The sequence below is a fragment of the Sphingomonas sp. PEI4 genome (assembly GCF_056679955.1).
This window is the reverse complement of sequence record NZ_CM155258.1, coordinates 754,924-777,724: the sequence shown is the minus strand read 5'-3', so window position 1 is coordinate 777,724 and position 22,801 is coordinate 754,924. Positions and strand designations below refer to the sequence as shown.

Sequence of the window (22,801 nt, the reverse complement as noted above, 5' to 3'; positions counted from 1 at the left end):
AGGCAGATTGTTTGACCACTGAGTTTCCGGTTTGGCTCTATCATGCTGTGATAGGCTGGAATCATGAATGGCAGCGTACTTGACTGCGGAAGCGACGGGTCCTCCGGTCAGATCAGACCGAACGTCGGGCCAGTGCACGGCGTCGTTGGTCGGTAGCTGCGCGCGCGCGCTCGACGGCCTCGGTCTCGGTAACGTCGAGCAGGTGGTCGATCACGCGCGCAAGATGATCGCGCATCGCATTGCGCGCGTCGATCGGCGATCGCGCCTCGAGCGCACTCAGGATCCGGCCATGTTCGATCATGCGGTTTTCGGTGCCAAGGCTTCCCGCCTTTGCCAGCACTTCGCGCGCAAGCGGCGAGCGGAAACGCATGTCCCAGAAGTCGGTGACGGCAGAGATGATGACGGCATTGCCCGTCGCCTCCGCGATCGCGATGTGAAAGCGACGGTCCGCGTCCTCCGCCACCAGCGTATCGTCCTGATCCATCTGCGCCAACAGGCTGCGTAATTCGACCAGTTGCTGTTCGGTTATCTCCGTCGCAGCGACGGCGGCAACCTCGCCTTCGAGCATGCGGCGCGCCTCGGTGATTTCGAACGCGCCGATGTCGAGTTCTTTTTCCGAGTCGTTCGAAGAGGAGGCGAGCACGAACACGCCCGATCCTTTGCGGGCCTCGACCATGCCCTTCATCTCGAGCGCGATCATCGCCTCCCGGATGGTTGGGCGGCTGACCTGGAACCGCTCGGTCAGGTCGCGTTCGGCAGGCAGGCGCGCGCCGACCTGATACACGCCGTTGGCGATATCGGTGATGATCGCCTGGACGATCTTGCGATAGAGTTTACCGCCGCCTTCAGTGCCTTGCATTATAGTCCTCATTGGATGCGCGCGCGCCCGGCCGAGCGTCGGCGCCGCTTTACATCGCGTTGCGTAAAGCATCGTCAAGCCTAGCGCAGCCCAAAACCGCGCAATGGTCGGATAAAAATGCCTTACAATCATGTTGCATGTGGCCCGACCACTATTTAAGACGTGGTTCAGGAGAGGCCGTACGACAGCGACATGTCGGCGGTAAAATGATGCGAGACGACCGGACCTGTCCGGAGAGGGTTGCCCAACCCACGCTCGCAGAAAAGAGAAAAGGGGAGGCGAATGGCTCGAGCGCTCGCAATTCTGACCTTGGCGGCCGTGCCGTTGATGGCGCAGGCATCGGTCGATGCTGGGGCCCAAGCTGCACCGACGCAGCAATCCTCCGCCAACCAGGCAAAGGCGCCGTGGCGCGATGTGACGCCGCGCGAAGGGCTGGCCGGCTGGCGCGCGACGGGCGGCAAGGCGAGCTATGCTTTCGAGAATGGCGAGCTGATCGGGCGCGCCGAGCCGGGCAAGACCAACAGCTGGCTCGTATCCGAGGCGCAGTATGGCGACTTCATCATCGAATTCGATGCGAAGACCGATCCGGCGCTCAATTCCGGCATGATGATCCGCGGTCAGAGCCGACCGGATTACCGTGACGGCGTGGTGCACGGATATCAGGCCGAGATCGACCCGTCGTCGCGCCGCTGGAGTGCCGGGCTGTACGACGAGCAACGCCGGCAATGGCTCTATACGCTGGGTCGTAACGAGGCGGCGCGCCAGACTTTCCGCTCGGGCGACTGGAATCACTACCGTGTCGAGGCGATCGGCACGCGGCTGCGGACGTGGATCAACGGCGTGCCTGCCGCCGATGTGGTCGACGACGTCGACGCACGCGGGTTCATCGCCTTCCAGGTCCATGCGATCCCCGATGCGGAGGCCGCACGGCATCCTGAAGTGCGGTTCCGCAACGTGCGGATGATCACGGATTCGCCGGCTCGGTTCGCGATGCCTGCGACGGCGCTTGCCGAGCAGGGGTGGCTGACCAATCGCCTGTCCGCGAGTGAGCAGCGCGCCGGTTGGAAGCTGCTGTGGGACGGCAAGACCGGTGCCGGCTGGCGGAGCGTCAAAGGCCAGAAGTTTCCGGCATCGGGCTGGTCGATGGCCGATGGTGCATTGCGCGTCGAGGGCGGCGGCGGCGATATCGCCACCACTCGCGACTATCGCAATTTCGAACTGTCGATCGATTTCAAGCTGACGCCCGGCGCCAATAGCGGGATCAAGTATTTCGTCGATGCTGGCCTGCTCAAAAAGGGCGAGTCGATCGGGCTCGAATATCAGTTGCTCGACGACGAGCGGCATCCCGATGCCAAGATGGGGCGCGACGGCAACCGGACGCTCGGGTCGCTATATGACTTGATCGCCGCGAAAAACCTGTCCGATCCCGACAGCCCGGGCAAGCGTATCAATCCGCCGGGCTCCTGGAACCGCGCGGTGATCGTCGTGCGCGGTGCGCATGTCGAGCATTGGCTGAACGGCTTCAAGATGGTCGAGTATGACCGCGGATCCCCGGCGTTCCATGCGCTGGTGGCACAGAGCAAATACGCTGGCGTGCCCGGTTTCGGCGAAGGCAAGCAAGGACCGATCCTGCTGCAGGATCACGGCGACCGGGTCGAATTCCGGTCGATCAAGCTGCGCGAACTCTGAGGGGGATGGATCGATGGACCGTCGGACGATGATCAAGGGTGCGGGTGCCACGGTGGGGCTTGGGCTCGGCATGGCGATGAGTGCGCGCAGCTATGCGCGGATCAAGGGCGCGAACGATCGGCTCAGCGTCGCCGTGGTCGGCGTGAACGGGCGTGGCCAGGCGCATATGGGCGCGTTCACCAAGGTGCCGAACGTCGAGATCACGCATTTCTGCGACGTCGATTCGGTCGTGCTGGCCAAGCGTGCGGGTGAGTTTGCGGCGCGCGGCAACCCGGCGCCCAAGACGGAAGGCGATTACCGCCGCCTGTTCGACAACAAGGCGCTGGACATCATCACGATCGCGACGCCGGACCATTGGCACGCCAAGCTCGCGGTCGACGGGATGAAATCCGGGCATCACGTGTATTGCGAAAAGCCGATCGGCATCGCGCCTGCCGAGGGCGAGGCGATGATCGCGGCGCAGAAGAACACCGGGCGCATCCTGCAGGTCGGCAACCAGCAGCGATCGAGCCCCGAGACGCGGCAGCTGCTCGCGCTCGTCCAGGCCGGCGAGCTTGGTGACGTGTACGAGGCACAGACCTGGTACGCGAACAATCGCAAGACGATCGGCAAGGGGCAGGTGACGACGCCGCCGGCAAATCTCAATTGGGACATGTGGCAGGGGCCACGACCGCGCGCGCCGTACCGGTCGAACCTGGTCCCGTATAACTGGCACTGGTTCTGGCAATATGGGACCGGCGAACTCTGCAACAACGCGATGCACGAACTCGATGTCGCGCGCTGGCTGATGGGGCTGACCTATCCGAAGACCGTCTCGGCACAGGGTGCCAAGCGCTTCCACGCCGGTGACGATTGGGAGATGTATGATTCGCTCGCGCTGGACCTGAACTACGACAACGACCGGGTGATCCGCTGGAACGGCCAGAGCTGCAATGCGATGCTGACCTATGGGCGTGGGCGCGGCGTGCTGCTGCTCGGCACCAAGGGATCCGCGGTGGTCGATCGCAACGGGTTCGAGCTCTACGATCTGGCAGGCAAGTCGATCCGGCAGGTCATGGCCAAGGCGACGTCGGAGACGACCGGTACGGTCGGCGAGGGCATCCTCGACGTCTATCACGCCGGCAATTTCGTCGACGTGATCCGCGGCAGCGCCTCTGTGCTCAATTCGCCGATCGCCGAGGGGCATATCAGCACGACGCTCTGCCATCTGGGCAACATGGCCTATCGCACCGACAGCGTGCTGACCGTCGATCCGGCGACCGGGAAGCCGAGCAGCGCGGAGGCGATGAAGCTGTGGTCGGTGGCGTATGAACCGGGCTGGGAGGTCAAGGCCTGACGTGAGCATCGTCGCGCAGGTCGAGCGCTTCGTTGCGATGGGAACGCGGGTCGAACTGCACGTGTTCGGCGGCGGATTTGCGGATGCCTTGATCGCGGCGCGGCGCGCGATCGAGGGCGTCGACGATGCGTTGACGATTCATCGACCGTCGCCGACGACCGCGGTCAACGACGAGCTTCTCGCCGGGCGGGCCGTCGCGATCGACGATCCGGTGCTGATCGAAGCGCTGATCGCGATCCAGGACGTGCATGCGCTGACCGACGGGCTGTTCGATCCTGCCGTCGATCACCGGTTCGGCGGGGCAGGGTGGGGCGATGTCGTGTTCGATAGGAGCGCGGCGCGGATCGCGGCGACGCGACCGCTCGCGCTGGATTTCGGCGGCTTCGGCAAGGGGTTCGCGCTCGACCGGGCGTGCGCGGCGTTGCGCGATGCGGGCGTCGTCTCGGCATGTCTCTCGGCAGGCGAGAGCTCGCTCGCGGTGATCGGTGAGCATCCGCTTGGGGGTGGCTGGCCGTTCGCGATACCGCATCCGTCCCGGGCGGACGCCGTGCTGGTCGAGCTCGACCTCATCGACGAGGCGCTGTCGATCTCGACGACGGTGGGCGCGGGGACGCACGCGCCCGAGCGTGCGGCGATGATCCGGCCGAGCGACGGCGCGATCGTCATCGCGGCACGCTGTGCGGTGGCGGTCGATCGCAGCGGCGGCCGTGCCGAGGCGCTGAGCACGGCGCTGCTGGTCGCGGATGATGCTGGCGCGCGACGACTGCTGGAGGGTGGGCCGACCCGGCGTTTTCTGTATGATCTTTCCCAAGAGGCGGCGCCGACCGTCGACGTAGTGAGGATGCAAGCGGCATGACCGACAAGGATTTCGACCTCACGCGGCGATCGTTCATCGATCGGGTGATGATGGCGACCGCTGGCGCGGGAATGGCGGCCGCGGCGCCCTGGGCCGTGTCCGCGGCGTCGGCGGCGGGTGCCGATCCGGTGAAGACGAACCCGGTTCGGCTCGGCGTGATCGGCACCGGGGATCGCGGCCGCGCGCTGATCCAGAACATCGCCAAGACGCGCAACTGCACGGTCGCGGCTATCTGCGATACCTATGCGCCGAACCTTGCGAAGACACGCCAGTGGGTAAGCCCGACGACGCGCGTCTTCAGCGATTACCGCGCGATGCTCGACGCGGGCGGGATCGATGCGGTGGTGATCGCGACGCCGCTGCACCTGCACGCGCGGCACAGCTTCGACGCGTTCGATGCGGGGCTGCATGTGTGGTGCGAAAAGGCGATGGCGCGCACGATCGCGGATTGCGGCGCGATGGTGACCCGATCGCAGGCGGCGAACAAGGTGCTCCAGATCGGCCACCAGCGGATGTTCCACCCGACCTATCTCAACGCCTTGAAGCGCGCCAAGGCCGGCGAGATCGGATCGCTGACCCAGATCCGTGCGAGCTGGCACCGCAACAATGCCTGGCGTCGCGCGGTGCCCGCCGATGCGACCGATCGCCAGATCAACTGGCGCCTGTACCGCGACAGCTCGGCGGGGTTGATGACCGAACTGGCGACGCACCAGCTTCAGGTCGGCAACTGGTTCTTCGACGCGGCGCCGACGCGCGTAATCGGGTCGGGCAGCATCTGTTTCTGGAAGGACGGCCGCGAGGTCTACGACCATGTCGCGCTGATCTACGAATATTCGGGCGGGCGGAAGTTCATCTACACCTCGCTGCTGAACAACGCGCGCTATGGATGCGAGGAGCAGATCCAGGGCAGCAAGGGCACGATCGAGCCCGAACTCGGCCGCATCTATCAGGAAGTGCCGGCCAAGGTGCTGGCGCTGCAGCGGATGCAGAAGGATGTCGCGCGGGGGCACAAGCGCACTGTGCCGATCGGTGGCGCCACCTGGTTTCCCGAGCTGCCCGTGACGACGCAGGGCGAGTCGCTCGGCTGGGGCGAATATGACGAGACGATGCTGCAGTTCGAGGGGTTCGGCGCTGCGGTGCGTGCGGGCAAGCCGCTGCCCGGCCTGCTGCGCCAGGCCTATCAGGCGAGCGTCGCCTCGCTGCTCGGCGAACAGGCGATGGACCGCGGCGAGGCGATGACCTGGCCGACGAATCTGGTTGCGATCTGACAAGGGGAATTGACTGTGACCGATACCAACCGACGCGGGATACTCGGACTTGGCCTGACCGCCGGCATCGCCGCCGGGTTTGCCGCCGATGCGTTCGCGCAATCCGCCACGCGCGGCGACGCACCGACCGAAAGCGCGGTCCCGCATCCGGTCCCCGAGGCCAAATACCGCGTGCCGTTCGCGGTGATCGGGATGGACCACAACCACATCTATGGCATCACCGATGCGATCATCCGCGGCGGCGGCGTGCTCACGACCTTCTACGCAACCGATCCGAAGCAGATCGCGATGTTCAGGAAGCGCTACGGCGACGTGAAGCTTGCGCGATCCGAGCAGGAGATCCTCGACGACCGAACGATCAAGCTGGTGTGCAGCGCGGCGATCCCAAGCCTGCGCGCACCGCTGGGCATCCGGGTGATGCGTGCGGGCAAGGATTATCTCAGCGACAAGGCGGCGGTGACGACGCTGAAGCAGCTGGCCGACGTCCGCCGCGCGATCAAGGAGACCGGGCGCAAATACGGGATCATGTATTCCGAACGGCTCGAAGTGCCTGCCGCGGTGATGGCGGGGCAACTCGTCCATGACGGCGCGATCGGGCGCGTGATCCAGACCGTGAACCTGGCACCGCACCGGCTGTCCGCCGCGAGCCGTCCCGACTGGTTCTGGGACACGGCGCGAAACGGCGGTATCCTGACCGATGTCGGCAGTCATCAGGCCGACCAGTTCGTCTACCTGACGGGCAGCAAGCGCGCGCAGGTGCTCGCCTCGCAGACCGGCAATTTCGGCAATCCCGCGCATCCCAAGTTCGAGGATTTCGGCGACATGATGCTGAGCGGCGATGGCGGCTCCGGCTATGTCCGCGTCGACTGGTTCACGCCCGACGGCCTGCCGACCTGGGGCGACGGCCGCCTCTTCATCCTCGGCACCGAGGGCTATATCGAGCTTCGTAAATATGTGGACATCGCAGGGCGGCCGGGTGGCAACCACCTGCTGATCGCCGACAAGATGGGGACGCGCTACCTCGATTGCTCGAAGGTGCCGTTGCCGTTCGGGCCGCAGTTCGTGACGGATATCGTCGAACACACGTCGGTCGCGCAGGATCAGGAGGGTGCGCTGCTCGCGGCCGAGCTCGTGCTGACCGCCGAGGCGCGCGCGACACGCGTCAAGGCGTAGAGTTCCGGGATATGAAAAGGAAGCCGGGGGTCTCCCGGCTTCCGGTAGCGTCAGTTGCGAGAACGGCGACGCGACGACGACATCGTTGGTACCACGCCCTTCGGTGCGGCGCTCAGATCGCGGATCAGATCGGTTTCCGCCTTGCGGTACGGCGTTCCGTCGTTGCGAAAGACCTCGTGGAACCAGATCGTCGGTTCCTCCATCACATACGGCTTTTTCCAGCTGTCCCAGGGTAGTCGAGTCTGCGTTTTCCCATCCACGAACCCCCAGTTCATCATCGCCACATTGTAGCGCTTGGCGATCGGCAGCGAGCCGTCGAACGTCGATCCGTTGCCCCGCGCCATATATTCGGTGCACAGGATCGGGCGGTTGTACGGCAGCAACTGGCGCACGCGCGCCTCGAACGTTTCCGGCCAGCTATAGTCATGGAACGTGATGACGTCGGACTGTCCGAGCTGAAGCTTCTCCATTGGAGACAACTTGCCACCCGTCGGGGTCCAGTCGTCATGCTGCCACACGCCCGACGTTAAAGGCTGCGACGGGTCGGCGTCGCGTGCCCAATCGAACGCCTGCGCCAGAAGCGCCCGGACCAGCGGCTCCTTGCCCTCCTGGCCCTTATACTGGTCGGCGCCGTTGTCGGGTTCGTTCCACACATCCCAGCCGAGGATGCGGTCGTCGTTGGCGAACGCGCTGACGATGCCCTGCACATAGGCTTTGTACGCCGGGTAGCGACCCTTGTCACGGAGGCCCGGCAGGCCCGGGCCCTGTACCCAGCCCGAATTGTGCACACCGGGAATCGGAGGATGCTGCGGCCCGAGCTTGGGGTCAGGGTCCCAGCAGCTGTCGAACAGCACGAACAGCGGACGGATTCCGTGCGCGCGCGCGATCGTCAGGAACTCGTCGACCCGGCGCTTGAAGCCTTCCGGATCCTGAACCCATAGCTGGTCGTGGAGGAACACGCGCATCGTGTTCATGCCGATGCCTTGGGCGAGCCCGAGTTCGTAATCGATCCGCTTGGGATCCCAGGTCGTCGCCTGCCACATCTCAAGCTGATTGATCGCGGAGGCGGGGGTGTAGTTCGCGCCCACCAGCCAGGGCTGCTTGGCGTACCAGGCGGTGGCCTGTGCCTCGGTCCAGCGCGGACGGGCGTCGGCGGTGCCGGCGGTGAGCGCACTCGTCGCCGCGAGTGCGATTAACAGTAACTTGTTCATGTTTTCCTCCCCTGTCAGCTTTTCTCGGTGAAGAGCCGGTACGTCATGACGTTGTGGTAGGTCTGGCCGGGGTCCAACCGGATCGAAGGGAAGCCGGGCTGGTTCATCGCGTCTGGAAAGACCTGTGGCTCCATGACTATCGCGTCACCCATGCGATAGGCCTGCCCGCCCTTGCCCTTCACCGTTCCGTCGAAGAAATTGCCCGAATAGAATTGCAGGCCCGGCTGGTTCGACCAAAGTTCGAAACCGCGTCCTGACACCGGGTCGACGACACGCGCCATGCGGTGCTGGTGGGGCGTCACCGCGTCGCCGATGACCCAGTTGTGATCATAGCCGCGTGCCAAGACGATCTGTTCGTCGCGTGCGTCGCGGACGCGCTCGCCGACCGGGGCGGCCTTGCGGAAATCGAAGGCCGTGCCCGCGACGCTGGCATGGCGGCCAAGCGGGATCGAGGATGCGTCTGTCGGCGTGTAGCGGTCCGCCGGGATCGTCACGACATGCCCCATCGCGCTCATGCCCGGCCCCGCGAGGTTCCAATAGGCATGGTTCGACAGGTTGACATAGGTCGGACGGTCGGTGGTCGCGCGGTACTCGATCGTCAGCGCGCCGCCCTCGTCGAGCGAATAGGTCGCCATGGTCGTCACCGTGCCCGGATAGCCCATGTCGCCATCGGGGCTGACATAGCGGAGCGTTACCGAGGCGACGGGGCCGTCCTTCACCGCGACGACCTGCCACAGCACCTTGTCGAAACCCTTGGTTCCGCCGTGGAGCGAGTTGGGGCCGTCGTTGACCGGGGTCGCATAGGCCTTGCCGTCGAGGGTGAAGCGGCCGTTGGCGACGCGGTTCGCGACGCGGCCGACGGTGGCGCCGAAGAATTCGGGCTTCGACACATAACCGTCGAGCGTGTCGTAGCCGAGTTGCACGTCGGCGACCTTGTCTGCGCGGTCGGGCATCGTCACCGATTGCAACGCCGCGCCGAGCGCGATCACGGTGGCAGAGACGCCGTGCGCGTTGGTTAGCGTGACGCGTTCGACCGCGCGCCCGCCGGGCATGGTGCCGAACGTCGCGCGATTTGTCCGTGTCGCGAGCGCAGGCGTGGCACAGGTCGCGGCGAGCAGCGTAGCGATGATGACGTGGTGCATCCGGTATCTCCCTCCATCGATCTCCGGCCCGTCATGCGGGCCTGTCTTTATACAGGGCATCCGCGTCGCGTGACGCCCGGATGCTGCTGGCAGATGGGGTACGAGATCGGTTTTACGCACGCAAGCCATTAATAAGATAAATGGCTTGATGCGTTGATTTCAAACGGATATCACGTGGCCACGTAACCGGCGCCGAACGCTTTGTATCGTGGGCCGGAACATCAAGGAGAGGTTATGATGCGCAGGTCCTTCGCGCTTTCCGCGTCTATCGTCGCGCTTGTCGTCGCGGCACAAGCGCAGGCACAAGTACAGTCTACGCCGGACGGTGCGACCGCACCGAACGGCCAGGCCGCGCCGCCTGCCAACGACGCCACCGCGCTCGCCGGCAGCGATACGAGCCCGCTGCCCAACACCGCCGCCGCGCCGCCGCAGGCCGTCCTGCCCGAGGACGGCGCAGAGATCGTCGTCACCGGCATCCGCGCCAGCCTCGCCAAGGCAGCCGAGATCAAACGGAACGCGCCGCAGATCGTCGATTCTATCATCGCGCAAGATATCGGCAAATTTCCGGATCCGACCACCGCAGCTGCACTGCAACGCGTGCCTGGCGTACAGGTGACGGTCGGCGGCAACAACGAGATCGTAAGCCCGCTGGTGCGCGGTTTGTCCGACATCCTGACCACGCTGGACGGTCGCGAGATATTCACTGCCGAAGGACGCGGTTTTGCGTTCCAGGATTTGCCTGCCGAGGCGATCGCCCGCGTCGACGTGTTCAAGTCGAATACCGCCAATCTGATCGAGGGCGGCGTTGCAGGTTCGATCGACCTGCGGCTCAACAAAGCGTTCAATTACACGAAGCCGACCGTGGCACTCAGTGGCAAGCTGAACTATCCTTCGAACGCGGAGAAGATCGGACCGCAGGTGAGTTTCCTCGCGACCGATCGTTGGGATACCGGCATCGGCGAAGTCGGCGCGCTGATTAACGTGTCGTGGTACGACATGCCGTATAATCGTCCGTCAAATTACGTAGCGGATCGCCGATCGGGCAATGCCGGACCGGCGGGGGCAAACGGTCTGCTGCTGCCGATCGCGGCGGGCGGACTCAACGAATTCGGGCGATACCAGCGGCCGCAGGCGAACGGATCGCTGCAGTGGCAGGCGACGCCGAACCTCGAGCTGTATGTCGACGGACTGTATTCGGCGTATCGCAGCAAATACTCGACCGGCTTTTACGAGTATCGGCTCGGCACTGCGTCGAGTGTGACGGGCGTCACGCCGACCGACGACTGCTTTACGGCGAACGTCGGCCCCGACGGGTTCAATCCCAACGCGACCACCAATCCGGCTAGTATAACACAGCAACAACTGTGCAACTTCAGTAGCGCGACGTTCAACAATCCTGAAGCCTTCACGTCCACGCAGGCGCACAACAACCGCACCGACACCTGGCTTGCGGCAACGGGGCTGAAGTTCGACCGTAACCAGCTGAAGGCAAATCTCGACGTCAGTTACGAACGTTCGATCGCCAACAACGAGAATTTCATCGTCGATATCGGCAAGCGCGTTCCGTCGGTGACGATCGGGCTGGACGACAACAAGACGCCGAGCGTGACGGCACCCGGCAATCCGATGATCGACGCGGCGGGGTTCACGTACATCAACGCCCTGTTCCAGGACTATGTCCGCTCAAGCGGCGGGCTGCTCGCGATCAAGGGCGATGTCAGTTACGATTTCGATACGGTGCTCAAGTCGATCGAACTGGGCGGGCGCTATGCCGATCGTACCGCGCTGTTCGAACAGGTCCAACTTGGCGTCGCTCCGCCGGGGGGCTCGTTCGCTACGCCGATCACCGCGGCGAACCTGCCGTTGACGCGTGGGCCCGGCATTCCCCAGATCAACAACGGCGCGCCTTATCTGCTGCCGTCGCGTGACTATCTGTTGTCGAGCGGGGGGCAGGAGGCACTGCGGAGCTTTTTCCGCGCGCCGGCTGGACGTCCCGCCTTCGATCCGACGCGCCGCTTCGACGTCGCGGAAAAGAGTTATGCCGGGTATGCGCAGGCCGGCTACGAGATCCCGTTCGGCAGCGGACCGGTCACGCTCGATGGCAAGCTTGGTGTACGCTATTCGCGTACCGAGCGCGACATCACTGGCACCGGGATCGTCAGCGGTGCGCCGGTGACGACGACGGTCGGCAAAACGGATGCCGACTGGTTGCCCAACGCCAGCGCCCGTCTGCAATTGGGTGGCGGCTTACAGTTCCGCGGGACTTATGCGAAAACGCTCGCACGTCCGTCGTTCGGATCGCTTAACCCGGGGCTTAACTACATCGTCTCGACCAACCCCAATATCCGCAACGGCGGGTCGGGTGGCAATCCGGACCTCAAGCCCCAGAAATCGGACAGCTTCGACGCGACGGCCGAGTATTACTGGAAGGACGGGTATTTCGCGATCGCGGGCTATTACCGCAACATCTCGAACCGCGTAGTCAATGGCGTGACGGCGGAGACCATCGACGGCATCGTCTACAATATCTCGCGTCCGCGCAACGTCGGCAGCGCGAAGCTGAAAGGCATCGAAGTCAGCGGCCAGACGTTTTTCTCGTTCCTGCCGGGCGACCTGGCCGGGTTAGGCGCGTTCGGCAATTTCACGCTCGCGGACTCAGAAGTCGGCGGTGACGATCCGCTTGCGGGCTATTCGCTGCAGGGAGTGTCGAAATACAATTACAATGTCGGCCTGCTTTATGATCGCAGCGGCATCTCCGCGCGGCTGGTCTACACCTATCGTTCGAAATACTTCGATGAGGATCGCTCAGGAACGGGCGACGTCCGCCCGGTCGGCAGCCCCGCCTGGCTCAACTATGTGCGGCCCAACGGACGGCTCGATTTCAGTGTGGGGTATGACTTGAACAAGAACGTGACGTTTACGGTCGAAGGCAGCAACATCCTGCGCTCGCGCTACCAGAGCTACATTGGCGAGGATTATATCTGGCGGGACACGCGCACTGACGACAGCGTGTATGCCGTCAGCATCCGGACGCGGTTCTGATGCGGCGTATCGCAACCGCCTGCGCACTTGCAGCCTCCGTCGTATTCCTTACTGCCGCAGACGCGCCGGCGGGGCGGGGCAACCCGCAGTTCGAGGGGGCCGATCCGCATGCGATCGTTATCGACAGCGAGCTGTGGGTTTTCCCGACCGGGGGGCCGGGCGGCAGCTGGCAAGCAGATCGCTTCGGTGCATTCTCGTCGCGTGATCTGCGCGCTTGGCGCCCGCGCGGCGTGCTGATCCGGCGCGACCAGATCGGCTGGATCGGCGCTGATGGTGCAAAGGAGCATTTCCTCTGGGCGCCCACGGTCGCGACGCGCCGCGGCAAATGGTATCTCTATTATTCGGTGGGACCGCAGAATCCGACGCCCAGCCGCATTGGTGTCGCGGTGGCCGACCGGCCGGGAGGACCTTATCGCGACAGCGGCCGTCCGCTGGTGACCGGCGGCAAAGGGTTCGAGGCGATCGACCCGATGGTCTTTGTCGATCCCAAGTCGCAGCGTACCTATCTGTATGCAGGAGGCAGCGCGGGGGCACGATTGCGCGTGTGGGAGCTGAAATCCGACATGACCGAGATCGCGCGCGAGGTGCCGGTCGCCCAACCGCCGCAGTTCACCGAGGGCGCGTTCATGCATGAACGCGCTGGACGCTATTACCTGTCGTACAGCCACGGGCGCTTCAACGGGCCGGACTATTCGGTGCATTATGCGACTGCGTCTTCGCCGGTGGGACCGTGGAAGTATCGGGGCAAGATCCTGAGTAGCGATGCGCGCCACCAGGGGCCGGGACATCACAGCTTCGTCCGCGGGCCCGATGGCGGCTGGCTGATCGTCTATCACCGCTGGGAGCGCAAGGCGGGCCCTGCGCCGTTCAAGGGTGAGCGCGTAATCGCGATCGACCGGGTGCGTTACACGCAAGACGGCGGTATCGCGCCGGTACGCATGACTGATAATGCGAACGCGCCGATCTGGACGTCCGGTCGGCGCTAGGGTGCTGGTCCCGCATTCGAAACCGGATGCCTGCGTCCGCTGCCTGCAACCTCGACGCTTATCCTGCACAGGACCACGTACATATGAGCATCATTGCCCGGATCGAGACCTTCGTCGTGCCGCCACGCTGGCTGTTCGTTCGCGTCGAGACCGACGACGGCGCGGTCGGCTGGGGTGAGGCGAGTCTCGAGGGGCATGCCGAGGCCGTCGACGGCGCCTTCGCATCTCTGCGCGATCGATTCATCGGGCACGACCCCGCACGGATCGAGGATATCTGGCAGATCGCCTATCGGCTGGGCTTCTATCGCGGGGGGCCGGTCCTCATGTCCGCGCTGTCGGGGCTCGATCAGGCGCTATGGGACCTGAAGGGCCGGTTACTGGGCGTGCCGGTGTGGCAGCTGCTCGGTGGCAAGGTACGCGACCGCGTACCGGTCTACGCCTGGATCGGCGGCGATCGTCCCGCCGAAGTGGCCGAGGCGGCCGCGGAGCGGCTGAAGCAGGGTTTTCAGGCGGTGAAGATGAACGCCACCGCGGATCTCGGATGGCTTGATAGCCCGAAGGCGCTCGACGAAACGGTCGAACGGGTCGCTGCGGTCCAGGCTCAGGGGCTCGATGTCGGACTTGATTTCCACGGCCGCGTGCATCGACCCATGGCGAAGCAACTCGCCGCGGCGGTCACGCCGTTGCGGCCGTTGTTCATCGAAGAGCCGTTGCTGTCTGAAAATCTCGAAGGCATCGTCGACTTCGCCAAGCATACGAGCGCACCGATCGCTCTTGGCGAACGGCTCTACAGCCGATGGGACTTCAAGCGCGTCTTCGAGGCGAACTGCGTCGACGTGATCCAGCCGGATCTCAGCCACGCTGGCGGCATCTCCGAATGCCGGCGGATTGCAGCGATGGCGGAAGCCTATGACGTCGCAGTCGCGCCGCATTGCCCGCTTGGACCGCTGGCGCTGGCTGCGTGCATGCAGATCGCGGCCGCCACGCCGAATTTCGTGATCCAGGAGATGTCGCTCGGCATCCACTACAATGTCGGCGAGCATGATCTGCTGACCTATATGCGCGACCCCGCGGTATTTGATGTCGCCGACGGGATGGTCGATGTTTTGACGGGCCCCGGCCTCGGCATCGAGATCGATGAGGCGAAGGTCCGCGATGCTGCAAGCCGCCCCAGCGAGGGCTGGCGCAACCCGGTATGGCGCGGCCCCGATGGGCTGGCCCGTGAATGGTAAGCCGTCCGCTCGCGATTATCGGCGCGGGCAAGATCGCGCGCGAGGCGATAGCCTCGGGACTTTACGTGCTGCTCGAAGCCGCCGGCCGCGACGTTGGCCGAGCTGGCGGCGCTGACTGATCTGCGATCATTGACTGTCTCCAGGAAAGGCGGCGAGGATTGAGTTATATTGCGCGCGCGAGATGCCGATCATCGATCCGTGGCGCGTTCCCGAGGGCATTTCGTAGCGGTTCCATTCCGGCACGCCGCTGTTCCCCGAGACCTGATACCGGGGTCCCTCGAGACTGGGAGCGGTCGACAGGCCGTAGCTCGTGCCGGCATATTGTTCGTAATAAAGCAGCCAGTCGACGCCGTTCGGCGTACGGATGATCGTCGGAGCCTCGTGGAAATCAGGGCTGAGAGGCGGGCCCGGCTCGGGATAGGGACCGAGCAGCCGGGGCGCGCCGCTAATCCGCACGGTCTTGCCGGTCGTCCAGGCGGTCGAGGGATAGCGCTCGTCCTTGACGATCGCACAACCGGCGCGGCTAGTGCGGGCGCACCGGTTCGAAATTATAGCGTGGCGGCAGAGAACAGGAGTTTTACGCAGCTGATAGGCTCATTCCTGCGGACCGGGCGGGGCGACAGTGCGCGACCTGATCTGCTCGTCAACGGCTCGAGTCATCGCTGATCGCTTATGTAAGAGACGACTTTCTCTTTGGAGCATTCTGACCCTCAGTGCTCGGCGTGTCCTTATTGAGCGTATCGCTCGGGCGGCGAGCGTCGCCGTCATTCTGGTGTTCGGTAGACAGGTTTGGCTTTTCCGTTGTCGTCGCCTTGTTCGGATCGGTCATCGTCGCTCTCCTTAATAGGTCAACAGGTGAGGCCGTCTCACGTTCCACAGAGCTCTATTGCTTCGTTTCGTCTGATGTGACCGCACCCATCGTCATTGCCAACAGGGATGCGTCACGCCGAAGGCGGAGCGCTGCGAGCGCAAGCGGCAGAAGCGCGAAAAACGCGGGGCGAGTACGTCGAGAGCCAACAGACGGCCGCGCGACGGCTCGACAAAGCTGAACCGCAACAACCGCCCATCATGGTCGGCGAGCGTCATCAGGTGGTTCCGGTCCATCCAGTCGAGGCGAGCCGGCGCGCATCGTCAGCCATGTCGCGTCTGCGCTTGGAAGGCGATGGCCCGGCTGGCGTCGGTCCCCGCAATCCGGTCGAACGCATCGTGCGCAATGATCGCGGGGAAAGGAAACGCAGTCCGTCCGCCAGCACCTGCAGGAAGGCGAGGGTCGCCGTCTTGATGAGTTCCTTACGAACAGAAATCGTGTTCGTGCAGGTGCCACGTTCCTTTTGGCCGGCGCACCGATCATAGTTGCCGTCAAGACTGCGAGCCGTCGTCCCCGCGAGCTTGTCGAAGGCACCACGGAAGAACGTGTAGAGCACCTCGATTCAGCGGACGACAGGGCGGGGGGCTGATCGGTCTGGCGCGTGTTCGACAACGCGGCTGCCTTGGCCGCTTGGCGACGCTTAACATTGATAGCGATGTTGAAGTCGACGCACCCGTGCGAGTAACAGGCGCGCGCCCTTAAAGCGCGCGCTAGCCGACCAACATGATTCCGCACACCTTCTATGCCCTGTAACGTCAACACGCGTTCACGTGGCTGGTCGCAGTAACGCCCCCCGACACCTGGTACCTAACCCAGAGTGACGGATAAGTTCAGGGAGCGTCTTCTGTTCGACTCTGCAACGCTGTGCCGAGCGCCGTTTCATGCGTGCCCGCCGTGATTAGGATGGGGGTAGTTGGAATCGATCCGCCTTTGGTCCCGCGTCTTTTGAAAACTAGGAACAATCCCAGCGAAAGGCCCGCGACGACTCCTACCTTGGTCGCCAAGCCCTTCTTGTTATGCGCCCACTCGGCGCGCGCGCCCATCTCCGCCGGGACGTTTGGTATTTTGCCATGACCGAGATCCTCGATCACGCCTTCTACCACGTTGATCCGATCCGCGCCCATCAGCAGCAACCAGTGCCACCAATCGGACTCGCTGCGCCGAAACGCGTAACGGCGGATCATGCCGCTGAAGCCGCTGGGTGGCGTCGAGGTGCCGATCACCGCGGGCAGGCGGTTGTGCTCGATCGAGGTCAGGATTTCGACGTCTGAATCCTGCTGCGTCGGCCGTTCCCACGTTAGACCGCGCGTCTCCAGGTCCTCCCGGTGGCGGATCGGAAAGGTCGGGTCGTTGCGTGTGTCGGCATCCACACCCCAGCCAGGGATCGCAGCCGTATCGACCAAGGGCTTGTTCACGACCATTTCTCCTTCATGCGCCATTGGGAAGGACCACCGGCTTGATGCAACCATCGAGCTTCGCCGAAAATAGGTGATAGGCATCCGCGATATCGGCCAGCGGCACGCGGTGGGTGATCATCGCCTTTGGGTTGAGATGTCCCGCCTGGATATGGTCGATCAGGCGCGGCAGCAGGCGCTTTACCGAGGCCTGGTTGGCGCGGATCGTGATGCCCTTGTTCACGACGTTGCCGATGGGAATGATATTTCCGGTCGGCCCGTAGACGCCGACGATGGACACCACGCCACCTTTTTTGACGGAATTGATCGCCCAGTGAAGTGCGATCGCGTTGCCCGCCTCGAGCTTCAGCTTGGTGCCGATCAGCGTCTGCAGCGCGTTGCCGGCAGCGTCGCCGCCCACGGCGTCGATGCAGACGTCGGCGCCCAATGAGTCGGTCTGCTTCTTGAGGAAGACGACCATGTCGTCGATCTCGCGGAAGTCGTAGACTTCGGCGGGACAGAATTCCCGCGCAAATTCGAGGCGATATTGAATGTGATCGATCACGATCACGCGGCCGGCGCCGAACAGCCACGCCGAGCGCGCCGCCATGAGTCCGACCGGGCCGGCGCCGAACACTACGACGGTGTCGCCGGGCTGAATTCCGCCCATCTCCGCCGCCTGATAGCCCGTCGGCACGACGTCGGTCAGCAGTACCGCATCGTCTGGGTCCATCCAGTCGGGGATCACCATCGGGCCGACATCGGCATAGGGCACGCGGACATATTGCGCCTGGCCGCCATCATATCCCCCTGCCGTGTGCGAATAGCCGAAGATGCCCCCGACGGCGGTCGCCTGCGCATTGCTCTCGTGGCAATTGCCGAACAGTCCCTGCTGACAGAACTGGCATTTGCCGCACGCGATGTTGAAGGGCACGAGCACGTGATCGCCGACCTTCAAGTTGCGAACTTCAGGGCCGACCTGTTCGACGATCCCGCAAAATTCATGGCCGAACGTCATGCCGACGCGCGTGTCGGGGACCATGCCGTGATACAGATGCAGGTCCGATCCGCAGATACACGACCGTGTCACGCGAACGATGGCATCCTCGGGATGAAGGATCGTTGGCATGGGCTTTTCCGAAACACGGACCCGGTATGGCCCCCGGTAATTCATCGCCAACATGAAGCTGCTCCTGATTCCTGGCTTGCAAAGACAATCGGTCGGCGTCGGGGATGTTCCCGTACTTGCCGCAGGTTAGGGTGATATCCCGAAAGCACCTTTGGGATGTGCGTGATCCGGCACGTTAGGTCCGCTACGCCGGATTGTCCGAGTGGGCCGGATTGTCCGAGTGGGCCGGATTGTCGGAGTGGGCCGGATTGTCGGAGTGGATCGCGACCCGCTGTGCGCCATCGGGCGTCAGCTCGACCGGTAGGAGCCAGGGCAGAGACGTCAGCGCCATGACCTTCCAGTCCCCTCGTTCGAATGCGTAGCCATGGACTTGCTCCCAAGCTGTTCGAAGATTGCAATAACGTGAGGTTGGAAGAATGGTTCAGGGCAAGCCTGCCATCGCCTCGAACTCGATCAGATCATGCGCACAGAAGATGCGGACGGCGTCACCGTGGTCGGTCGACAGCGCGCGCACGCGGCGTTGATTGGCCATGCGCGCGTCGGCGTCGACCTGCATCAGTCGCTGATAGCCGCGCAGGCCTGGAGGGCAGCTGCGGCGCTCGCGGTCGATCTCGCCGTGGTGGAAATAGGCATCGCCTGCATAGAACAGCCAGCGGCCGTCGTCCTCCTGGACCGCGATGCCAGCATGCCCCCAGGTATGGCCGGCGAGCGGGATCATCAGGATTTCAGACGGCAAGCCTTCGAGGTCACGAACGGCATCGAACCCGAACCAGCGTTCGCCGCCGCCGAATGGATAGAGCGACCAGTTGGCGGCCTCGTCCCATTGCTGCGGACGATAGCGTTTTCGGGAAACGAACGCCCCGCCGCGACGCTGGTCGGCAACTTCCTTTTCCCGCGCCGTGACATGGATGCGCGCGTTCGGGAAATCCTCGATCCCGCCAGCATGGTCGAAGTCGAGATGCGTCACGACGATGTGGCGGATGTCGGTTGGCGCGAAGCCCAATCGGCGTATCTGCGCGACCGCGGTTTCCTCCGGGCGGAGCTGCGGCCGGTTGAGCGCCAGGAAGAAATCCGACAGTCGATCCCGCGGTCGCGCAACGTCCTGCTGGCCATAGCCGGTATCGATCAAGGCCAGACCGTCATTCGTCTCGATCAACAAACAGTGACAAACCAGATGCGCCGAAATGCCGCGGCTGTAGCCGTCGAACAGCCGTCCACCCACCGGGCAACAGGTGCCGCAATTCAAATGATGTATTCTCACCAGGTCCTGGCCCTCCGAATTCCCGTCTCGGCAATCTATCTGGCCGACGGGCCCACGTTCGCCAGAGGAGGCATAACAGCGAGTTCGCCAATTCGTAGGACAGGCCGCCGGAGACAAGACCCAAAACGCGCCGTATCAGTATTGGTCGCAGTACATTAATGTAAATCAGTGCAATTGCTCACTGGGCGGGGTCCTTGATCATCGGCGCCAACTGCTGATTGATTAACTCAAATCAACTGCTCTGTTTTTTCGGATCAATCCGGCAGGGGGCGCGTTCCGGTGTCGTTATCCCTTGGTCATATCAAACACATCGGAGCCTAACATGTACTATCATGACAAGAGGTTGCAGTACCCGGTTCAGGTTACGAAGCCCGATCCTGCATTCGCGCGCATGCTTCAGCAGGCGATCGGCGGTGTCGAAGGCGAAATCCGTGTTTGCATGCAGTATTTCTTCCAGGCCTGGGGCAACCGTGCGCCGACCACCAAATATCGCGACATGCTGCTGCATACGGCGACCGAGGAAATCGGCCATATCGAGATGCTGGCAACGGCGGTCGCACTGAACCTCGACAAGGCGCCCGCGCATCTTCAGGAAGAAGGCGTCAAGGACAGCATTGTTGGCGCAGTGATGGGCGGAGAGAACCCCCGTCAGAGCATCGAGGGCATCATCCACAAGAACCTGTTGTCGAGCGGGATGGCCGCCATGCCGATGGATTCCGACGGCGTGCCGTTCAACATGAGCCACATCTACGCGAGCGGGAACGTCGCGGCGGATATGTATTGCAACGTTGCAGCCGAAAGCACCGGTCGTGTTCTCGCAGTGCGACTGTTCAATGCCGCGCATGACGAGGGCATGAAGAAGATGCTCCACTACATGATCGCGCGCGACACGATGCACCAGCAGCAGTGGCTCGCGGTGATCGAAGAACTCGGCGCCGAAGCCATGAACCTGCCGATCCCGAACAGCTTCCCGCAAGACATGGAAGATCAGCAGAACAACTATAACTTCTATGCGACCTCGGTCGACGGGACGTTCCCGGAAGGTCGCTGGACGTCGGGCCCCTCGGTGGACGGCAAGGGCGAGTTCACCGTGTTCCGCAACGAACCGCTCGGCGACGAACCGGTGATGGGACCGGCACGCCCCGATAGCGGCGCACAGAGCCAGCAGATCGGCTGAGCGACCATGCGAGGCGCGCGTTAGTGCGCCTCGCATCGGTAGGATCCAGCAGTATCGGAGAAGCAACGTGGCACTGGAAAGCATCGTTACCGCCGCCAAGTCCGTTTTGCGCGATGTCGTCTCACCGTCGTCTGCCGACCCGGTTTCGGACCGCAAAGACGTGCTGCAGGACCTGCATCTGGCCGAAAAGGCATGGGCTACCGACGGTGTTCGTTCAGGTACGTGGTTCGTGCGTGACGGTGCGCATGTCGCCTTCACACCCACTACGAGAAACGGCGCGACATTGACCATCGGCGGTCAGTCGACGAACTTCATCCCCGCAGACCGCTTCGCGGATTACCTCGTGAACATGCGGTCCGCCATCGAAGCAGGCGAATTCGATCGTGAGATAGCAGGTGCGCTGCATGGCTCCGCTAACGTCGGTGGGATTGCCGAGGTTGCGATCCCGGCCGCGCGAGAAGGCAGTCCACAAGACGTCCGACAAGCGCAGCAGGAAGCCGCCCTTGCTCGCGATGGTCGTAATTCCGACGGATCGTTAACCGCGGTCGTCGGCAGCGACGTGTCGAGCGCAAACCTTGTGAAAAATTCAGCAGGAGAGAAGCAATGACTATCAAACATATCGGCATGGTGCTCGCAGCGACGATTGGCACGGCATCGTTTGCGCAGACGCCACCACCACCACCACCGCCCGAGGCAAAGACGTCCGCGATGCCCTATGTCATGGCTGCCGGAAGGAGCGATCTGTACGAGATCAACTCGAGTCAGGTCGCGCTCCAGAAGACGCAGACGCCGGCGATCCGCAAATTCGCGACGATGCTGATCAAGCACCATCAGAAGACGACTGCGGCGACCGTCAAGGCGGCGACGAAGGCGGGTCTGACGCCAACGCCCCCTGTGCTCGACGCCGGTGCAACAGCATCGATCAACGAATTGCAAACCGCATCCGCCGCGGATTTCGACCGCCTGTACATTGGTCAGCAGATTCCGGCTCACCAGGCCGCACTGGATCTCCATCGGAGCTATTCGACCGGTGGGGATCAGGCGCCACTCCGCACGTCGGCCAAGGCCGCCGTGCCAATCGTGCAGCAGCATCTGAATGCCGCGATGAAGATGCAGGCGGGTAAGCCGATGGGGAACATGTCGGGCATGTGAAAGCGGGCGGGGCGCCGTGACCGGCGCTCCGCTCCCGACGATGTCGCGGTTAATCCGAGATCGTACCAAGCTAGCTGGAGTGAACCAATGACCGCGGACCCCTTACCGCCGCCGGAAACGGACGAAAATCCCGCGTTTCATGGCAATGACGACGGTACCGTCGGTCATTACTCCGGCGAAGAGTATGACAGCTATCAGAAGGATCAGCCACGCAACGTCGAGGTCGGGGTAAGCCGGGACAATCGGGAAGCGGATGTCGCAGCGCCGAACAAGGCTCCGGGCGAGGACATCCCGCCTGATGCGGGCAGGCGCGCGTATATCGATGAGAAGACGGGCGAAGTGCACGGTAGCGGCGCCGGAGCCGGTGGGGGAAACGCTACCGAAGACTATGATGCCGATACGCCTGGAGGAGGTGGCGAGGTCCGCCAGACTCAACAGTCGAAGTGAGTAACCGATCTCAAGTCCGTTTACGCGGGTTTGGACGAAGGCTCCAAGGGGGGAGTCGACGCGCATCGGCGCATCCCAGCGAGTTCGTTTGATCAGCGGCCGTTCAGCAACGAAAGTGCAAGAAGATCCATGGTCAAAACAATGCTTCTGGCAGCGGCGGTTTTCGCGAGCCCCGCAGTCGCAGCGCATCGCGATACTCCCGACGTACGATTGCAGAAAATGCTGGCTGGCCGTGTTGCGGGCAAGCCCGTCAACTGTATCAGCCTGTCTGGCTCGAACTCGTCCGAGATCATAGACCGCAAAGCCATCGTCTACAGGGTTGGGAGCCGGCTATACGTCAATGAACCACGATCTGGCGCGGAATCGCTGCGGCGCGATGACATCCTTGTCACGCGTACCATCGGATCGCAGCTCTGTAGTATCGATACGGTCCGACTGATCGATCGTGGGTCCCGTTTTCCACGCGGCTTCGTCTCGCTCGGTGAGTTCGTTCCGTACAGCAAAATCAAAGCCCGCTAAGCTACCGATCACCCGTTAATCGGCCAAGGCTACGCCCGGCAAGATCATGGTTGGCAGGCG

24 protein-coding genes are annotated in these 22,801 nt (G+C 63.4%); 14 read left to right on the top strand and 10 right to left on the bottom strand.

Annotated elements, in window-relative coordinates; all coding sequences use genetic code 11:
• Positions 1-112 precede the first annotated feature (112 nt).
• A complete protein-coding gene (locus AC1MLZ_RS03385) occupies positions 113-859 on the bottom strand; it encodes a FadR/GntR family transcriptional regulator (RefSeq protein WP_480960454.1) in 747 nt (248 codons plus the stop codon).
• Between the two features lie 282 nt (positions 860-1,141).
• Here AC1MLZ_RS03385 and AC1MLZ_RS03380 point away from each other — a divergent pair, with 282 nt between their 5' ends.
• Genes AC1MLZ_RS03380 through AC1MLZ_RS03360 form a run of 5 tightly spaced genes read left to right on the top strand, consistent with a single transcriptional unit; the run spans position 1,142 to position 7,181 of the window.
• Positions 1,142-2,548, top strand: coding sequence for a 3-keto-disaccharide hydrolase (locus AC1MLZ_RS03380; RefSeq protein WP_480960453.1), 1,407 nt, complete (start codon positions 1,142-1,144; stop codon positions 2,546-2,548).
• A 13-nt stretch (positions 2,549-2,561) separates the two neighbouring features.
• On the top strand, positions 2,562-3,884 hold the full coding sequence (locus tag AC1MLZ_RS03375; RefSeq protein WP_480960452.1) for a Gfo/Idh/MocA family protein: 1,323 nt from the start codon (positions 2,562-2,564) through the stop codon (positions 3,882-3,884).
• A 1-nt stretch (position 3,885) separates the two neighbouring features.
• Positions 3,886-4,740: an FAD:protein FMN transferase gene (locus AC1MLZ_RS03370; RefSeq protein ID WP_480960451.1), complete on the top strand. Its 855-nt coding sequence runs from the start codon at positions 3,886-3,888 to the stop codon at positions 4,738-4,740.
• Positions 4,737-6,008, top strand: coding sequence for a Gfo/Idh/MocA family protein (locus AC1MLZ_RS03365; RefSeq protein ID WP_480960450.1), 1,272 nt, complete (start codon positions 4,737-4,739; stop codon positions 6,006-6,008). Before AC1MLZ_RS03370 ends, AC1MLZ_RS03365 begins: the two co-directional genes overlap by 4 nt.
• A gap of 15 nt (positions 6,009-6,023) precedes the next feature.
• Positions 6,024-7,181, top strand: coding sequence for a Gfo/Idh/MocA family protein (locus AC1MLZ_RS03360; RefSeq protein ID WP_480960449.1), 1,158 nt, complete (start codon positions 6,024-6,026; stop codon positions 7,179-7,181).
• A gap of 50 nt (positions 7,182-7,231) precedes the next feature.
• Here the strand turns inward: AC1MLZ_RS03360 and AC1MLZ_RS03355 are convergent, their stop codons facing one another.
• Both AC1MLZ_RS03355 and AC1MLZ_RS03350 read right to left on the bottom strand, forming a co-directional pair.
• Positions 7,232-8,392, bottom strand: a complete 1,161-nt coding sequence (locus AC1MLZ_RS03355) for a cellulase family glycosylhydrolase (RefSeq protein ID WP_480960448.1) — start codon at positions 8,390-8,392, stop codon at positions 7,232-7,234.
• A 14-nt stretch (positions 8,393-8,406) separates the two neighbouring features.
• Positions 8,407-9,534 carry an aldose epimerase family protein gene (locus AC1MLZ_RS03350; RefSeq protein WP_480960447.1) on the bottom strand — a complete coding sequence of 376 codons (1,128 nt, stop codon included), beginning with the start codon at positions 9,532-9,534 and terminating at the stop codon, positions 8,407-8,409.
• Between the two features lie 234 nt (positions 9,535-9,768).
• On the opposite strand from AC1MLZ_RS03350, the gene AC1MLZ_RS03345 reads away from it, so the two are divergent.
• The 4 genes from AC1MLZ_RS03345 (at position 9,769) to AC1MLZ_RS03330 (ending at position 14,913) form a co-directional block, all read left to right on the top strand.
• On the top strand, positions 9,769-12,576 hold the full coding sequence (locus AC1MLZ_RS03345; RefSeq protein WP_480960446.1) for a TonB-dependent receptor: 2,808 nt from the start codon (positions 9,769-9,771) through the stop codon (positions 12,574-12,576).
• The gene (locus AC1MLZ_RS03340; RefSeq protein WP_480960445.1) at positions 12,576-13,562 is read left to right on the top strand and encodes a family 43 glycosylhydrolase; all 987 of its coding nucleotides are present in this window, start codon (positions 12,576-12,578) and stop codon (positions 13,560-13,562) included. The genes AC1MLZ_RS03345 and AC1MLZ_RS03340 overlap by 1 nt, the downstream gene beginning before the upstream one ends.
• Before the next feature lie 83 nt (positions 13,563-13,645).
• Positions 13,646-14,794, top strand: coding sequence for a galactonate dehydratase (dgoD, locus tag AC1MLZ_RS03335; RefSeq protein ID WP_480960444.1), 1,149 nt, complete (start codon positions 13,646-13,648; stop codon positions 14,792-14,794).
• Positions 14,788-14,913: a hypothetical protein gene (locus AC1MLZ_RS03330; RefSeq protein WP_480960443.1), complete on the top strand. Its 126-nt coding sequence runs from the start codon at positions 14,788-14,790 to the stop codon at positions 14,911-14,913. The genes dgoD and AC1MLZ_RS03330 overlap by 7 nt, the downstream gene beginning before the upstream one ends.
• A 7-nt stretch (positions 14,914-14,920) precedes the next feature.
• On the opposite strand, the gene AC1MLZ_RS03325 is transcribed toward AC1MLZ_RS03330, so the two are convergent.
• From AC1MLZ_RS03325 to AC1MLZ_RS03295, 7 genes are all read right to left on the bottom strand, one after another.
• Entirely contained in the window at positions 14,921-15,250 is a 330-nt protein-coding gene (locus tag AC1MLZ_RS03325; RefSeq protein WP_480960442.1) for a glycoside hydrolase family protein, read from the bottom strand.
• Between the two features lie 214 nt (positions 15,251-15,464).
• Positions 15,465-15,623 (bottom strand): hypothetical protein, encoded by a 159-nt coding sequence (locus tag AC1MLZ_RS03320; protein WP_480960441.1) that lies wholly within the window; start codon positions 15,621-15,623, stop codon positions 15,465-15,467.
• A 92-nt stretch (positions 15,624-15,715) separates the two neighbouring features.
• Complete coding sequence (locus tag AC1MLZ_RS03315) at positions 15,716-15,880, bottom strand: hypothetical protein (protein ID WP_480960440.1); 165 nt, start codon at positions 15,878-15,880, stop codon at positions 15,716-15,718.
• Entirely contained in the window at positions 15,880-16,218 is a 339-nt protein-coding gene (locus AC1MLZ_RS03310) for a hypothetical protein (RefSeq protein ID WP_480960439.1), read from the bottom strand. The genes AC1MLZ_RS03315 and AC1MLZ_RS03310 overlap by 1 nt, the downstream gene beginning before the upstream one ends.
• Before the next feature lie 274 nt (positions 16,219-16,492).
• Positions 16,493-17,077 carry a hypothetical protein gene (locus AC1MLZ_RS03305; protein ID WP_480960438.1) on the bottom strand — a complete coding sequence of 195 codons (585 nt, stop codon included), beginning with the start codon at positions 17,075-17,077 and terminating at the stop codon, positions 16,493-16,495.
• A gap of 13 nt (positions 17,078-17,090) precedes the next feature.
• On the bottom strand, positions 17,091-18,185 hold the full coding sequence (locus AC1MLZ_RS03300; RefSeq protein WP_480960437.1) for a zinc-dependent alcohol dehydrogenase: 1,095 nt from the start codon (positions 18,183-18,185) through the stop codon (positions 17,091-17,093).
• A 421-nt stretch (positions 18,186-18,606) separates the two neighbouring features.
• Entirely contained in the window at positions 18,607-19,446 is an 840-nt protein-coding gene (locus tag AC1MLZ_RS03295; protein ID WP_480960436.1) for an MBL fold metallo-hydrolase, read from the bottom strand.
• A 322-nt stretch (positions 19,447-19,768) separates the two neighbouring features.
• Between AC1MLZ_RS03295 and AC1MLZ_RS03290 the strand changes: the two genes are divergently transcribed.
• The 5 genes from AC1MLZ_RS03290 to AC1MLZ_RS03270 all read left to right on the top strand — a co-directional run bounded on the left by AC1MLZ_RS03290 (position 19,769) and on the right by AC1MLZ_RS03270 (position 22,741).
• Positions 19,769-20,623 carry a manganese catalase family protein gene (locus tag AC1MLZ_RS03290; RefSeq protein WP_480960435.1) on the top strand — a complete coding sequence of 285 codons (855 nt, stop codon included), beginning with the start codon at positions 19,769-19,771 and terminating at the stop codon, positions 20,621-20,623.
• Positions 20,624-20,690: 67 nt separating this feature from the next.
• Complete coding sequence (locus AC1MLZ_RS03285; RefSeq protein WP_480960434.1) at positions 20,691-21,230, top strand: hypothetical protein; 540 nt, start codon at positions 20,691-20,693, stop codon at positions 21,228-21,230.
• A complete protein-coding gene (locus AC1MLZ_RS03280) occupies positions 21,227-21,775 on the top strand; it encodes a DUF4142 domain-containing protein (RefSeq protein WP_480960433.1) in 549 nt (182 codons plus the stop codon). The genes AC1MLZ_RS03285 and AC1MLZ_RS03280 overlap by 4 nt, the downstream gene beginning before the upstream one ends.
• A gap of 87 nt (positions 21,776-21,862) precedes the next feature.
• Positions 21,863-22,222: a hypothetical protein gene (locus AC1MLZ_RS03275; protein WP_480960432.1), complete on the top strand. Its 360-nt coding sequence runs from the start codon at positions 21,863-21,865 to the stop codon at positions 22,220-22,222.
• Positions 22,223-22,351: 129 nt separating this feature from the next.
• Positions 22,352-22,741, top strand: coding sequence for a hypothetical protein (locus AC1MLZ_RS03270; protein ID WP_480960431.1), 390 nt, complete (start codon positions 22,352-22,354; stop codon positions 22,739-22,741).
• Positions 22,742-22,801: the final 60 nt, after the last annotated feature.